The 14,666-nt window shown below is 65.6% G+C and carries 10 protein-coding genes and 1 pseudogene; 1 reads left to right on the top strand and 10 read right to left on the bottom strand.

Going from position 1 to position 14,666, the window contains the following annotated elements; genetic code table 11:
• Window positions 1-236: 236 nt before the first annotated feature.
• From V6M49_RS03990 to V6M49_RS03970, 5 genes and pseudogenes are all read right to left on the bottom strand, one after another.
• Window positions 237-734, bottom strand: a pseudogene (locus V6M49_RS03990) (DUF3817 domain-containing protein); the annotation flags it as partial.
• Complete coding sequence (locus tag V6M49_RS03985; protein WP_141141158.1) at window positions 731-1,585, bottom strand: SURF1 family protein; 855 nt, start codon at window positions 1,583-1,585, stop codon at window positions 731-733. The pseudogene V6M49_RS03990 and the gene V6M49_RS03985, both read right to left, overlap by 4 nt.
• A gap of 59 nt (window positions 1,586-1,644) precedes the next feature.
• A complete protein-coding gene (locus V6M49_RS03980; RefSeq protein ID WP_141141159.1) occupies window positions 1,645-2,133 on the bottom strand; it encodes a PTS sugar transporter subunit IIA in 489 nt (162 codons plus the stop codon).
• A 45-nt stretch (window positions 2,134-2,178) separates the two neighbouring features.
• Window positions 2,179-3,918, bottom strand: coding sequence for a glycerol-3-phosphate dehydrogenase/oxidase (locus V6M49_RS03975; protein WP_104062561.1), 1,740 nt, complete (start codon window positions 3,916-3,918; stop codon window positions 2,179-2,181).
• Between the two features lie 128 nt (window positions 3,919-4,046).
• Window positions 4,047-5,183: a GuaB3 family IMP dehydrogenase-related protein gene (locus V6M49_RS03970; RefSeq protein ID WP_104062562.1), complete on the bottom strand. Its 1,137-nt coding sequence runs from the start codon at window positions 5,181-5,183 to the stop codon at window positions 4,047-4,049.
• Between the two features lie 222 nt (window positions 5,184-5,405).
• Between V6M49_RS03970 and V6M49_RS03965 the strand changes: the two genes are divergently transcribed.
• Window positions 5,406-7,325 carry a S8 family peptidase gene (locus V6M49_RS03965; RefSeq protein ID WP_332760123.1) on the top strand — a complete coding sequence of 640 codons (1,920 nt, stop codon included), beginning with the start codon at window positions 5,406-5,408 and terminating at the stop codon, window positions 7,323-7,325.
• Window positions 7,326-7,419: 94 nt separating this feature from the next.
• Here the strand turns inward: V6M49_RS03965 and V6M49_RS03960 are convergent, their stop codons facing one another.
• The 5 genes from V6M49_RS03960 to V6M49_RS03940 all read right to left on the bottom strand — a co-directional run bounded on the left by V6M49_RS03960 (window position 7,420) and on the right by V6M49_RS03940 (window position 14,645).
• Window positions 7,420-9,279, bottom strand: a complete 1,860-nt coding sequence (locus V6M49_RS03960) for an ABC transporter ATP-binding protein (RefSeq protein WP_332760122.1) — start codon at window positions 9,277-9,279, stop codon at window positions 7,420-7,422.
• A gap of 17 nt (window positions 9,280-9,296) precedes the next feature.
• Window positions 9,297-10,808: an IMP dehydrogenase gene (gene guaB / locus V6M49_RS03955; protein WP_104062565.1), complete on the bottom strand. Its 1,512-nt coding sequence runs from the start codon at window positions 10,806-10,808 to the stop codon at window positions 9,297-9,299.
• Between the two features lie 222 nt (window positions 10,809-11,030).
• A complete protein-coding gene (locus tag V6M49_RS03950; protein ID WP_332760130.1) occupies window positions 11,031-13,073 on the bottom strand; it encodes an acyltransferase family protein in 2,043 nt (680 codons plus the stop codon).
• A 127-nt stretch (window positions 13,074-13,200) separates the two neighbouring features.
• Window positions 13,201-14,310: a flavin-containing monooxygenase gene (locus V6M49_RS03945; protein WP_332760119.1), complete on the bottom strand. Its 1,110-nt coding sequence runs from the start codon at window positions 14,308-14,310 to the stop codon at window positions 13,201-13,203.
• Complete coding sequence (locus V6M49_RS03940; protein ID WP_332760118.1) at window positions 14,307-14,645, bottom strand: hypothetical protein; 339 nt, start codon at window positions 14,643-14,645, stop codon at window positions 14,307-14,309. Before V6M49_RS03940 ends, V6M49_RS03945 begins: the two co-directional genes overlap by 4 nt.
• Window positions 14,646-14,666: the final 21 nt, after the last annotated feature.

Below are 14,666 nucleotides of genomic sequence, written 5' to 3'. Positions count from 1 at the left end.
AGGTATGCGGAACCACTTCCGAATACACATTCGCTTCCCGGACGCGGCGGGCAATCAGCTGCGCGTACTGGGCACCGTAGTCAACAACCAGCACCGGCTTCTGGGAAGTCTGGGATGCAGTGGGAGTAGTCACCGTACTAGCCTACTTTGCGCGGTTGCCCCGCCGCACATTCAGGACCGTGGGTGTGACGCAGTGAACGTCCGAGGGCGGGACTCCCCCACCGCTGCAGCGTTCCGTACCGCTGCGCGGCCTGCGGGTTCGTGGCCAGTTCGGCTTCCACCTCGGCGTGCAACTTCTTCTCCACCACGAAGGACAGGAACGGCACCACGCCGCCCAGGGCCAGGAGGATGAGCTTCATGAACGGCCACCGCATCAGCGTCCAGAGGCGGAAGTTGGAGATCAGGTACACCACGTACATCCAGCCGTGGACGATCAGCACGGCGACGGAGATGTTCGCGCCGCCCACCACCCCCTTGGGTTCGGCGTCGGCGAATCCCAGGCCGAACGGCTGGCCCGTGACGGCGTTGGTGCCGCCGGCAAACAGGTACTGGCCAAAGGCGTAACGTGCGATGAGTTCGGCGCAGAGCAGCAGCAGCATGGCACCTGTGAGGTACGCCAGCACCTTGTAGAACTTCAGGGCGGAACGGATCTGCCGTTCGGTACCGCCGAAGCGGCGCTTCTTGCCCTTGCCCTGTGCAGAATCCTGCTGGACGGCCGGTTTCGGTTCGATCATGGCTTTACCTTTTGTTGGAGCTGTTCAGAAGTTGCCGGGGTGGGCGGTGCGGGCGGAGCATCCTGGTCGTCGTCGTGTTCCTCTTCGAGGTCCCGCCGGTAGTCGTCCTTGACCAGGCGCCACCAGATAAACAGGGCGAAGCCGGCGAACACCACCCATTCGAGCGAGTAGAAGAGATTGAGCCAGTTGACCTGCTGCGCGGGCGGCTGGGGGCCGATTTCCAGGGGTTTCAGGGCGCCGTCAACTGCCGCGGCGGACAGGTCGGACCCGGCCGCCAGTTCGGAGGCTGCGGCCACGAATCCCGGGTACATGCTGACGTCCCAGTAGTTGATGAGTTCGGCAACCGACACGGCGGAAGCGCGTCCGCGTTCCGGTGCGGTGGACGGCAGCGGCGATTCTGACGGCAGCAGCCGTCCGGTCAGGTTCACAACGCCCGACGGCGGTGCGCCGGCGTCGTCGGGATCCGCCACCCAGCCGCGGGCTACTGGAATCCAGGTCTGGGGTGAAGCAGCGACGCCGGTGAGCGCGGGCGCTCCGGTCACGGCGAAGGCGGAAACCACCCAGTAGCCGTTCGCACCATTCTTCAGGCGGCCTGGCACCAGGACCTGTTTTGCGGGGTCGTAGGTTCCCTCGGCGGAGACCATCTGGTCTGACACTGAACCGGGGAAGAAGGCTCCGGGCTCAAGCGTCTCCGTCAGCATCCTGACGTCCTCGGTGGCGGGACTGACCACAACTTCGGGCTGCGTGGACCGACCGAACTGCCACTGGCTGAGCAGGACAAACACCCCGGAGACGGCGATCGCGAAGACCAGGCCTGCGATCCATCGGGGCTTAAGGGCTGTTTTCCACACGTGTTAACCGTACTTCGTTCCTCTGTAGAACAACTAAACGACCAGGTACGCGGAGGCTCCTAGTGGTCGAAGAACACCAGGCTGGAGTTGATGAGCTCGGCGATGACTTCGGCATCGTAGGCCCGCCGCAGCGACTCCCGGAAGGACTCCTTGGACAGGGACCGGGCAAGGGTAGCCAGGACTTCCAGGTGATCGGAAAACGAGCTTGCAGGAGTGGCGATCAGCAGAATAACCGTGGCCGGACCGTCGGCGGCACCGAAGTCCAGGGAGTGGCCGTACTTGGTGATGCCCACGGCGATGGAGGTCCGCGAGACGAATTCGCTGCGGGCGTGCGGGAGGCCGATCCCGCCCGGCAGGCCGGTGGCGAGCTGGTGTTCGCGGGCGTTGACGTGTTCCAGGAACCGCGGGAGGTCTGTGACCCGCCCGGCGGCGAAGAGGCGTTCTGCCAGTTGCGCCGCGGCGTCCGACTTGTCCGTTGCCTCCAACTCCAGAATCACCAAGTCGGAGGTGGTGAGATCGGCATCGTACCGGTCAAGTGGTTCCGCCAAGGCGTGTCCCTTCAGTCAGGAGAATTGCTGGTGTGCGGTGCCGCCTCAGCGCAAAGGGACGATGTCCTCCACGCCCAGCCGTGCGGCGTCGGCGGATTCGTCGTCCGGCTGCTGCTGGCTCAGCCGTTCAGCTTCAACGCGTGCTATGTAGTGCTTTATTTCGCTTTCACGCTGTACATCGCTCCAGCCAAGGACTTCGCCCATCAGTTTAGCGACAACCGGCACCGCCGACACGCCACGGTCCCAGGCCTCGATGGAGATGCGGGTCCGCCGGGTCAGGACGTCATGGACATGCCGGGCGCCCTCGTGGGTTGCGGCGTAGACGGCTTCGGCCTGCAGGTAGTCGTCAGCACCGGGCAACGGCTCCGCCAATTCAGGATTCCGGGCGATGATGTCCAGCACCTCCGGAGTCATGGACCCGTAACGGTTGAGCAGGTGCTCTACCCGGGCCACGTGCACGCCGGACTCTTCAGCGGTCCGGCTTCGGCGGTTCCAGGCCGCCTTGAAGCCGCTGGCGCCCAGCAGCGGAATGGTTTCGGTGCAGCTCGCCGGGACCCGCTCATCCATGGTGCGGGTGGCCTCGTCCACGGCATCCTTGGCCATAACCCGGTAGGTGGTCCATTTGCCGCCGGCCACCACCACCAGGCCCGGTACGGGGTGGGCCACGATGTGTTCACGGGACAGTTTCGCCGTGGAATCGTTCTCCCCTGCCAGGAGCGGACGCAGTCCGGCGTAGACGCCTTCAACATCCTCCCTGGTCAGCGGGCGTTTCAGGACCCGATTGACGTGCTCGAGGATGTAGTCGATGTCCTTGCTGGAGGCCGCCGGATGGGCCTTGTCGAGGTTCCAGTCGGTGTCTGTGGTGCCGATGATCCAGTGCCGGCCCCACGGAATGACGAAGAGCACGGACTTTTCCGTACGCAGGATCAGACCCACCGTGGACTGGAACCGGTCGCGGGGCACCACCAAGTGGATCCCCTTGGACGCCCGGACCTTCAGCTGCCCGCGGTCGGTGACCATGGCCTGGGTTTCATCGGTCCACACGCCGGTGGCGTTGATGACCTGCTTGGCTTTGATGTTGAATTTCGAACCGTCTTCGTGGTTGACCACTTTGGCCCCCACCACGCGCTCACCTTCACGCAGGAAGTCCACCACCGCCATCTGGTTCACCGCATGGGCGCCGTAGTGCACCGCCGTCCGGACGAGGTTTGCCACGTACTTGGCGTCATCCACCTGGCCGTCGTAGTAGCGGATGGAGCCCACAAAGGCGTCTTTTTTCAGGCTGGGGGCGGCCCTGAGGGTGCCCCGCCTGGTGAGGTGTTTGTGGAACGGCACACCGCGGCTGTGCCCGCCCGTAATGGACATGGCGTCATACAGGGCGATCCCGGCCCCCACATAGGGCCGTTCGAAGAACGGTTTGGTCAGCGGATACAGGAACGGCACCGGCCGGGCCAGGTGCGGGGCCAGGACCGAAAGAATCAGGCCACGTTCGTGCAGCGCTTCCTTAACCAGCCCAAAATCCAGCATCTCCAGATAGCGCAGGCCTCCGTGGATCAGCTTGGATGACCGTGACGACGTGCCGGCTGCCCAGTCGCTGGCCTCCACGATCCCCACGGTGAGGCCGCGGGTCACGGCATCCAGCGCCGCACCGGCGCCCACGATGCCGCCGCCGACGATCAGGATGTCCAGTTCGTTGCCGGGTTCCGAGGTGGCCCTGAGCCTGGCGATCGATGCTTCCCTGGCCGCAGGCCCCAGGACCCCGCCTTCGTTTGGAACAGTGTTCACGGAACGCCTCCCTTGCCGCTGCTGCCGGTGGTAAAACCACAGTACTTCCTTGCCGCACAGTTGGGCAGGGCGGGTTCAGCGGGAGGGATCCCGTCAGGGGTCGTCGGCCGCCTGTTAGTAAGGGGCTGTCAGTTGCCCGTGTACGGAGAAACTACGACGTCGACGCGCTGGAATTCCTTCAGGTCCGAATAGCCAGTGGTCGCCATCGAACGGCGGAGTGCGCCGATCAGGTTGGATGTGCCGTTGGTGTGGTGGCCGGGCCCGAAGAGCACCTCTTCGAGCGGTCCGACGGTGCCGACGTTGGCGCGGTCTCCGCGGGGCAGTTCGAGGTGGTGGGCCTCCTGGCCCCAGTGCCAGCCCTTGCCGGGTGCCTCTTCGGCCCGGGCGAGGGCGCTGCCCAGCATCACGGCGTCGGCGCCCATGGCAATTGCCTTGACGATGTCACCCGAGGTGCCCATGCCGCCGTCGGCAATTACATGGACGTACCGTCCGCCGGATTCATCCATGTAGTCACGGCGGGCGGCCGCGACGTCGGAGATGGCGGAGGCCATGGGCGAGTGGATCCCCAGGGCGCGCCGCGTGGTGGCGGTGGCTCCGCCGCCGAAGCCGACCAGGACGCCGGCGGCTCCGGTGCGCATCAGGTGCAGGGCGGGCGTGTAGCCGGCCGCGCCGCCCACAATCACGGGGACGTCCAGTTCGTAGATGAACTGCTTGAGGTTCAGGGGTTCGTGGTCTTTCGACACGTGCTCGGCTGACACGGTGGTCCCGCGGATCACAAAGATGTCGACGCCGGCGGCCACCACGGTCTTGTAGTGTTCCTGGGTGCGCTGCGGGGTCAGCGAGCCGGCAACCGTCACGCCGGCGGCGCGGATCTCCGCCAGGCGGGACGTGATCAGTTCCGGCTGGATGGGAGCGCGGTAGAGCTCCTGCATACGGCCGGTTACCGCAGGGCTGTTGACCTCGTCTTCGAGGGCGCCGATCTCGTCAAGGATGGGCTGCGGGTCCTCGTAGCGGGTCCAGAGGCCCTCAAGGTCCAGCACGCCGAGCCCGCCCAGCCGGCCCAGGGCGATGGCCGTCTCAGGGGACATGGCCGAATCCATCGGGGCTGCAATCACGGGCATGTCGAACTTGTAGGCATCGATCTGCCAGGAGACCGACACGTCCTTGGGGTCGCGGGTACGACGGTTAGGGACAATCGCAATGTCATCCAGGGAGTAGGCACGACGCCCACGCTTGCCACGGCCAATCTCGATCTCGTAAGTCACGTGACCACTTTACTTGACCACGCGGGATGCGGTGGGGCGCCTCCTCTTGGGCTCATCCTGAAACTGATAGTCAACACTTTATTGACATGTTTTGTCAACCATTTACAAGTTTTGAAAATACCTTTATGTTTACTCTCGGTTACCACCTGATCCACCACGTGACCACCCATCACTCCCCTTTATACGGGCCACACCTGTGCCCGTTCCGAGAAAGAAGCCCCTATGGGACGTTCATCAATCAGGCGCCACCGCATCCTGGCCCTGTCACTCGCCGCAGCAGTCGGCACCCTGGCCTTCACCGGTTCGCCGGTCTTCGCCACCCCCGAAGACGGTGACGGCACTGCAGCAGCGCCGGCCGCTGTCCAAGGCACTGCGGTGCACGACGTTGCCGCCGGAGAGGCCTACACGAAGTTCATCGTCGAATTCAAGGAGACCACCGCGAACGCCACCCCGAACGGCCGCGCCAATGCCTGGGGCAAAGCAGCCAAGTCACAGGGCGTGAAGGTGCATGAACTCCGCACCCTGGCCACGGGCGGAACGCTGATCGAGGCGGACAGGGCCCTGTCCGGGCAGGCTGCCGAAGACTTCATGGCCGAGATTGCGGCGTCCGGATCGGTCGACTACGTGGAACCTGACGCCCGTATGACGGTGGCTCTCACGCCCAACGACCCACGCTATGGCGAGCAGTGGGATTTCACGGGCACCAACGGCATGCGGGTCCCCGGGGCTTGGGACGTTGCCACCGGCACCGGCGTGACGGTGGCCGTGATCGACACCGGAATCACGGCCCATCCGGACCTCGACGCGAATGTGCTGCCGGGCTACGACTTCGTCTCCGACGCCACGGCAGCGCGTGACGGCAACGGACGGGACGCGAATGCGCAGGACCAGGGCGACTGGTACGCCGCCGGCGAGTGCGGCCAGGCGACAGCCGGCAACAGCTCTTGGCACGGCACGCACGTCGCCGGCACCGTTGCAGCCGTGACCGGCAATGCCACCGGCGTGGCGGGCGTCGCACCCAACGCCAAAGTGGTTCCGGTACGCGTCCTGGCCAAATGCGGCGGGTCACTGTCCGACATTGCAGATGCGATTATCTGGTCGGCCGGCGGCACCGTCCCGGGCATCCCGGCCAACGCCAATCCAGCCACTGTCATCAACATGAGCCTGGGCGGGTCCGGTGCCTGCGGAAGCACGTACCAGGCAGCCATCAACTCCGCAGTTTCGCGGGGGGCCACCGTGGTGGTGGCGGCCGGCAACAGCAACCAGGATGCTTCCGGATTCCGCCCGGCCAACTGCAGCAGCGTTGTGAGCGTGGCCGCCAGCAACCCGAACGGCAGCCTCTCCTACTACTCCAACTACGGCTCCACGGTTGACCTGACCGCACCCGGCGGCGACGTCCGCGTAGCAGGCGGCGGAATCCTCTCCACTATCAACACCGGCACCTCCACACCGGGATCCGCCGGCTACGCCAGCTACCAGGGAACGTCCATGGCAGCTCCGCACGTGGCCGGGCTGGCCGCACTCATGAAGTCCAAATCGTCCACGCTTACGCCGGCCCAGGTGGAGTCCACGCTCAAGCAGGGAACCCGGGCAATGCCGGGCGGCTGCACTACGGGCTGCGGCACAGGGCTCTCGGACGCCACCAAGACCATGGGCCTACTGGGCGGGGCCACTCCCCCGCCGTCCGGCAACCTGCTGCTGAACCCGGGCTTCGAATCGGGCGCAGCCTCCTGGACCTCTGACCACGCCGACACGTTCGAGACCGGAACGAACGCCAGGACCGGTTCCGGCTTCGCCGGCCTCAACGGCTGGGGCCAGGCAACGTCCTACATGCTCGACCAGGCGTTTGCAGTCCCGTCCACGGTGGCCACCGCGTCGCTGTCCTTCTACCTGAAAGTGCAGTCGGACGAGACCACATCCAGCGCGGCCTATGACACCCTGAGGGTTCAGGCGGTCAGCAACGGTGTGACCACCACGCTGGCCACTTACTCCAACCTCAACGAGTCCGCCGGCTATCTGCAGAAGCAGCTGGACCTCTCCGCCTACAAGGGCAAGAGCGTGACCCTGCGCTTCCTGGGTGTTGAGGACTCGTCGCTGGGGACGTACTTCTACCTCGACGACACAGCGGTGACCACCTCTTAGCCTGGGGGCCGCACGAATCCGGGACCGCCGGCCACGCCTTGCAGCGCGGCCGGCGGTTCCTGCGTGGAGTGCGTGACCCTAGGCCCTGCCGCCGTCAGACGCCCTCGGCTTCCTCCACCGTCAGCTGGGATTCGAACATCCTGAAGTAGCGGCCCCGCAGCGCCACCAGTTCCTTGTGGGTGCCCTGTTCCACAATCCGCCCGTCCTCGAGCATGTAGACAATGTCGGCCTTCTCAATGGTGGCAAGCCGGTGGCTGATGGCAATGATGGTGCTGCTGCGGTCCGCGAAAAGCCGGGTGAAGATCCGGTGCTCGGCCAGTGCGTCGATAGCGGACGTCGGCTCGTCCATGACCATGAAGGTGGCGTTGCGGTAGAAATTCCGGGCCATCGCGAGCCGCTGCCACTGGCCGCCGGAGAGCCCGCTCCCCTTCCGGCCGCGCGGATCCTCCATCCAGTTGCTGACGTAGTTGTCCAGGCCGTTGGGCAGCTTGTTGATGAACTCCAGCGCTTCGGCGTCGCTGGCTGCCTGGCGGATCCGTTCGTCGTCACGGGGCGGGTCCACGTCGCCAAAGCGGATGTTGTCGGCAGCTGTGGCGAATTCGTACTTGAGGAATTCCTGGCTCAGGACGGCCAGGTGGCGGTGCCAGGACTTAACGTCGACGGCGGCGAGGTCGACGCCGTCGAGCATTACCTGCCCCGAATCCGGACGGTAGAGGCCGGCGAGGATCCGGATCAGCGTGGATTTCCCCGCTCCGTTCTCACCTACGACGGCGATGTGCTGGCCTTCGCGGATGGTCATGCTGATGCCGCGGATCACCTCGGTGTCGCCGCCCGTGTAGGTGAAGCGGATGTCCCGCAGTTCCACGGTCTTGGGCGCCTGGAGCAGCGGCGGTGAATGGTCCGAATGCACCGGCATTGCCATGAACAGCTCGTAGTCCTTGAGGTTGGCGAGATCCTCGTCGATCGAGCTGAGGGAGGACACCAGGCTGTTGGCTGTGGAAAGTGCGCGGCTGACGATCTGCTGGACATAGAGGAACTGGCCAACGGGCTGGGCGCGGGCGATGATCTGGCCCACCACCCAGATCAGGGAGATCACCTCGGCGCCGTACTGCAGGGCGTCGGCGGCGAGCTGCTTGGGGATGTAGCGCTTCTGGAAGTCCAGGCGGCGCCGCTCATCAGCATCCCGCAGCCGGGAGCGGAGGTCCATCAGGTAGCCCACGATCCCGTAGAGCCGCATTTCGGCGATGTGCTGGGGGCGGAGCAGGTTGGTTTCGATCATCCGCCGTTGCCGGCGGGAGTCCACCTGGGTGTTCCAGTGGGCGATCTGTTCGCGCGAGAGCTTGAACTGGAGGTAGACGCTGGGCACAATCGCCACCAGGACAATCACGGCGATCCACCAGCTGACCAGCAGCAGGGCCCCCACGGCCAGGATCACGGAAACCAACTGGGTGAAGATGGCCGCGATCCTGTCCAGCACGCGGGCATAGGAATCGGAAAACCGTTTGGCCCGGTCGTAGAGGTCCACGGTTTGCTTATCGTCATAGCGCCAGAACTCCAGCGCCAGGAAGCGCTCGTACATCTGGTCGCCCACGATGGCGCCCACCTTGAAGCTCATGAGCTGCTGGATGTAGCGGTCCACGCTGCTGAAGCCGCCCCAGAATAGCCCGAGGGCAGCCGTGATGATGACGTACACAATGGCCTGTTGGCCTGCTGCGGAATCACCGGCGTAGGCGGCCGCCAGCGCCGTGGTGGTCAGCGCTGCGAAGTACGTGGTCACCAAAGGCAGCGTCGCCGAAATGAGCGAACCGACTACTTTCATGACGACGGCGGCCGGCGAAGCCCGGAAGCTGACCCGCAGCACCTGCGCCACAGCCCGGGCGTAGGGCCGCAGCGCCAACCGCCGCTGAGGGTCCTTTTTTGGGTTCAGTTCGGCGGGATGGCGTGGTTGGGACATGGCTCCAACGCCGGGGACTAGCGCGAACCGTAGTTCGGGGCCTCCACGGTCATCTGGATGTCGTGCGGGTGTGATTCCTTGAGGCCGGCCGGGGTGATGCGGACGAACTTGCCGCGGACCTTGAGCTCCGGAATGGTGGGCGCACCGGTGTAGAACATGGTCTGGCGGAGGCCGCCCACCAGCTGGTACGCCACCGAGGCGAGCGGGCCGCGGTAGGCGACGCGGCCTTCGATGCCCTCGGGGATGAGCTTGTCATCACCGGAGACATCCGCCTGGAAGTAACGGTCTTTGGAGTAGGACGTGTTCTTGCCGCGGGACTGCATGGCGCCCAGCGAGCCCATGCCGCGGTAGCTCTTGAACTGCTTGCCGTTGACGAAGATGAGCTCGCCCGGGGACTCATCGCAACCGGCCAGGAGGGAACCCAGCATGACGGTGTCGGCGCCCGCGACCAGCGCCTTGCCGATGTCGCCCGAGTACTGCAGGCCGCCGTCGGCGATCAACGGCACGCCGGCCGGGATGGCTGCCTTGGCGGACTCGTAAATGGCGGTGATCTGCGGGACGCCCACGCCGGCCACCACGCGGGTGGTGCAGATGGAGCCGGGGCCGACGCCCACCTTGATGCCGTCGGCACCGGCGTCGATCAGTGCCTGGGCGCCTTCGCGGGTGGCGGCCTGGCCGCCGATGATGTCCACGTGCGCTGCTACGGGATCGGACTTCAGGCGGCGGATCATGTCCAGCACACCCTGGGAGTGGCCGTTGGCCGTGTCAACGAACAGTGCGTCGACGCCGGCGTCCACCAGTGCCATGGCGCGCTCCCAGCCGTCACCGAAGAAGCCGATGGCTGCACCTACGCGGAGCCTGCCCTCGTCATCCTTGGTGGCGAGCGGGTACTGCTCGGCCTTGGTGAAGTCCTTGGTGGTGATAAGGCCCTTGAGCCGGCCCTGCTCGTCAACGAGCGGAAGCTTTTCGATCTTGTTCGTGGCCAGCTTGTGGGAGGCTTCCTCACGGCTGATGCCAACATGCCCGGTGATCAGCGGCATCTTGGTCATTACGTCGCTGACCAGCCGCAGCGGGAAGTCGGCTTCGGGCACAAAGCGGGTGTCGCGGTTGGTGACAATACCGAGGAGCCGCATGCCCTCGTCCACAACGGGGAGGCCGGAGACCCGGTACTGCGAGCAGATCTCATCGAGTTCCGCGAGCGTGGCCTCAGGGCCGATGGTCAGCGGGTTGGTGATCATCCCGGATTCGCTGCGCTTTACGCGGTCCACCTGGTCCGCCTGGTCCTGGATGGACAGGTTTCGGTGGATGACACCCAGGCCGCCCTGGCGTGCCATGGCAATCGCCATCCGGGATTCGGTGACCGTGTCCATGGCGGCGGACAGCAGCGGTGTGTGAACGGTGATCCGCTTGGAAATCCGCGATGAGGTGTCAGCCTCGGACGGGATGACGTCCGTGTGGCCCGGAAGGAGCAGGACGTCGTCGTAGGTCAGGCCGATGAAGCCGAAAGGATTGTGCTCGGGCTGGGTCATGAGTGCGCCTCTTACCTTGGTTACGGGTTCACGGGTAGGGGTTGCAGCTAATGACCAGCCCGTCATTACGGGACTGGTCCGTGCAGGGCCTTAGTACATTCGCGTGCCTCATGCGCGGTCACCGCGCAGAAAGCTTTGAGTAAATATTAGAACCTCCACGCCGATCCCCCTATTCCGCGAGCACATTGTGAGCAACGGCACCCAATAACCGAAAGCCGCGTGTCAGTTCCAGCCCGTCGCCGACAGCAGCCGCTCCTCAAACATGGGAATCATGCTTTCCACATACGTCCGGCTCAGGTGGTTGTCGTCCTTGTACACGTAGACGTTGCCTACCACGGCCGGGCAGATGCCGCCGGCGCAGATGAAGTCGCTCAGGTCCATCAGGTGCAGCCCGTCCACCTTCCCGCGGTAGCTCTCCAGCGGTGACGGCTCCACCAGGGATTCGTTCAGCGGCGGGTTGCAGGCCGGGGCGTCCGCCCTGTGGCGCTGGACGCACTCGGGCATGCTGATGGTGAAGCGCGGGTTGTCCCGGATGCCGACGATCTCGATGCCGGCATCCGCGATGGGCTGGATGCCTTCGAGGTAGGCCGGCACATCGGTCTCGAACGGGGCTTCCTCATGGGTCAGGGTGGCCACGGTGAAGACGGCATCCGGCCGGTGCTCCAGCACGTACGCTGCGCTGGCCCGGTTGTAGGCGTTGCATTCGGCAGTCCGGGTCTCGGATTCGGCCCCGAACCGGCAGGCCGGCATCAGCAGGGTGACCAGCTCCCAGCCGCGGGCTTCCGCGATGGGTGCCAAGGCGGCCAGATACTGCTGGGCATGGGAATCGCCCAGCACAACGATCCGTTTGGTGGGTTCGCCTTCGGGGAGCGCCTGCCGGCAGCCTTCAAGGACAGGGTCCCCGGTGGCATTCGCTCCCGTACAGGCCTGGTGGATTCCGGCCCAGTCGTTGTCCAGGGCGGTGGGACCAGGAATGATCCTGCCCTGCGGTGCCGGTGTTCCGGCGTTACCCGGGGTCAGCAGGGCCGCTCCCGGCGCCAGCTCGCGGGGCTGGGCGGCGGTGGCGGCTTCCTCCGCGGTGAGGCTCGTCTGCAAGACCGCCACGGGTCCGGCCAGCAGGGCGCAGCAGGCAACCACGACGACGGCGGTGCGCCAGGTGCGCACCTGCGGCCAGCGCCATTCCCGGAGGGGCTTTTCCACAAAGCGGGTGGTGAGGACGGCCAGGACCACCGAGGCGGCGATGATCGCGGCGCCCTGGATGAGAGTGGGGGCCTCAACGCCGGTAGCGGCCAGCGCCAGCACCAGGACGGGCCAGTGCCACAAATAGAGGGCGTAGGAGTTGTCACCCAGGGAAACCAGCGGCTTCCAGCCCAGGAGGCGGTCCACACCAAACCGGCTCCCGCTCTGCCCGGCCACAATGATCGCGGCGGCAGCCAGCGTGGGCCACAGTGCCACGAATCCGGGGAACGCCCGGTCCACGGTCAGCAGCAGACCACAGGAGACCATGGCCACCAGGCCGGCCCAGCCGAGCACCACACGCAGGAGTTTTCCGGGTTTCAGGTACGGCAGGGCAAGGGCCAGCAGCGAGCCCAGCGCAAATTCCCAGAGCCGCGTCCGGGTGTCGAAGTAGGCGTAGGCCTGGTTTGTGGCCGTCTGGTCAATCGAGAACGCGAGCGAGGCAACGAGGACGCCGGCGAACGCGGCTGCCACCACGGCGCGGTAGCTGGCGTTGTAACGGTGCCGGAGGAGCCGCCACACAACAGCGGAAGCGGCGAAGACGAGAGGCCACAGGATAAAGACCTGTCCTTGGATGGACAGGGACCAGAAGTGCTGCAGGGGGCTCGCCGCGGCATGCTGCTGGGCGTAGTAATCCACGGCGGTATCCGCCAGCAGCCAGTTCTGCCGGTACAGCAATGCCGCCCAGGCCTGGTCCAGGATGACGGGCCACCGGCCCTGCGGGAGGACCAGCCAGGTGCCTGCCAGGACCCCGAGGATGACAACGACGGCGGCCGGCAACAGCCGCTTGAAGAGGTGCAGCCAGTGGCGGAGGAGATTCAGGGACGCGCCGGCCTCCACCTTCCGGACGAAGGACAGCGTCAGCAGGAAGGCCGAGATCAGGAGAAAGATATCCACCCCGCCGGACACCCGGCCAAGCCACACATGGTAGGTCACAACCATCAGGACGGCGAGCGCGCGGAGGCCTTGGACTTCGGGACGGAAGGTCGGCTTCCGGGCAGGCTTCCGCTCGCCGGTCTTTGCGTCCAGCGCAGTGCGCGGAGCAGCCTCGGCTGGTGCACTGGACACAGAGGACCTCTCCAAGCGGTAAGCAAAGCATCAACCCTACGGAGCCGCACGGCCGATGGCCAATCAGCGTCCTGTCCCGGGCGGCACCTCAGGTGGCCGCGCGGACAGATTCGCTGAGGGCCGAAACCACCGGGATCCTGCCGGCCAGGTAGCGGGCATCGCGGCTTGCTCCGGGGAGAGTCGCGGACACCGCCGCGTACATGAATTCCTGGCCCAGGAAGAACAGCCCAGGGGTATCAAGTGCCACACCGCGCCGCTGCCTGGGCAACGCGCCGCCGTCGAGCATTACCGGATCCATCCAGCCGAAGTCATCCCGGAACCCGGTGCACCAGATCACGTTTGAAACCTCCAGCCGGGTCCCGTCCGCGAGCACCGGCAGCCCGTTCTCCACCCCGGCAATCCGCGGCACGCGCCTGACGCCAGCGGCGGCCAGGTCTTTGGACTTTGTCCTGATCAGGGGCGCCGCGTGGGCTGTGAAGGCCGGTGCAGCTTTGCGGCCGATCGGGTTGCTGAGGGTAAGGACGTGGAGTCCGACGAACCGCACCACGGGCAGGAAGTACCGGGCCGCCGCGCGTCCGTGCTTGACGGGAATCTCACCGCCGGGCTTGCCGGCCACGATGGTGGGATGCGTCCGGGACACTTCAAGGCCAATTTCCGCTCCCGAGTTCCCCAGCCCTACTACCAGGACGGGGCCTTCCTGCAATTGCCCCAGATTGCGGTATTCACTGGAATGGAACTGGACGACGGCGGGGTCCAGTTCCGCAGCGAAGTCCGGTATCTTCGGCGCTTGGCTGCAGCCGGTGGCCACCACCACGTTGTGCGCCTCCCAGCGCCGGCCGTTGGAAGCGGCGACAAACCGGTTCCCGTCCCGCCACAGGTGTTCGATCCGCACACTGTTGAGGACGGGCAGGTCGAACTTTGCGGCGTAGCCCTCAAGGTATCCGGCAACGTCATCCTTGCTCGGGAAGGACAGCGGGTCCGCCGGGAACGGCATTCCCGGCAGTCCGTCGTATTTTGCGGGCGTAAAAACCCGCAGCGAATCCCAACGCTGGCGCCAGGCGTCGCCGGTTCTTGGATGTGCGTCCAGGATGAGGAACGTCCGGTTCTGCTCTTTCAGGTAGTGGCCCAGGGCTAGACCTGCTTGCCCGCCACCGATGATCAGCGTGTCCAGCGTTCCGGTCACACCGTTGTTGTTCATGGCTGTTCTCCTTTGATATCCGAGGGGATGGTGATGGCTGAGCCTTCCGGGGGCTGGTCCGCCCGGCTGTCCTGTCCGTCGTCCCGGTACCGGAGCCACCATGCCAGCATCAGCGCGGATGCCAGGAGGTAGGCCAGGTGCAGGGCCCAGATGGGTCCGGCCGGGAGGTTGAAGACGTAGACGGAGTGGACGGCGTTGGCAACATTGGTCAGCAACAGGTTCCCGAGGCTGTAGGAAGCCAGGTCCTTCGTCCGAGCCGCCTTGACCAGCATCGGCAGCATTCCGGCGGCGAACAGCACCGTCGAAAGTGTGCCGGCAAGGACTGGAAGGTTCATGCTTTGAGGCTATGGCCGTGC

This window comes from Pseudarthrobacter sp. (assembly GCF_036675385.1).
In the GTDB taxonomy this organism is placed as follows: Bacteria; Actinomycetota; Actinomycetes; order Actinomycetales; family Micrococcaceae; genus Arthrobacter.
This window is presented reverse-complemented; position numbering and strand designations above follow the sequence as displayed.

Coding starts and splice junctions, on each gene's coding strand:
- V6M49_RS03940 (WP_332760118.1), bottom strand. CDS start 14,645: ATGAACCTTCCAGTCCTTGCCGGCACACTTTCGACGGTGCTGTTCGCC.
- V6M49_RS03960 (WP_332760122.1), bottom strand. CDS start 9,279: ATGTCCCAACCACGCCATCCCGCCGAACTGAACCCAAAAAAGGACCCT.
- V6M49_RS03945 (WP_332760119.1), bottom strand. CDS start 14,310: ATGAACAACAACGGTGTGACCGGAACGCTGGACACGCTGATCATCGGT.
- V6M49_RS03965 (WP_332760123.1), top strand. CDS start 5,406: ATGGGACGTTCATCAATCAGGCGCCACCGCATCCTGGCCCTGTCACTC.
- guaB (WP_104062565.1), bottom strand. CDS start 10,808: ATGACCCAGCCCGAGCACAATCCTTTCGGCTTCATCGGCCTGACCTAC.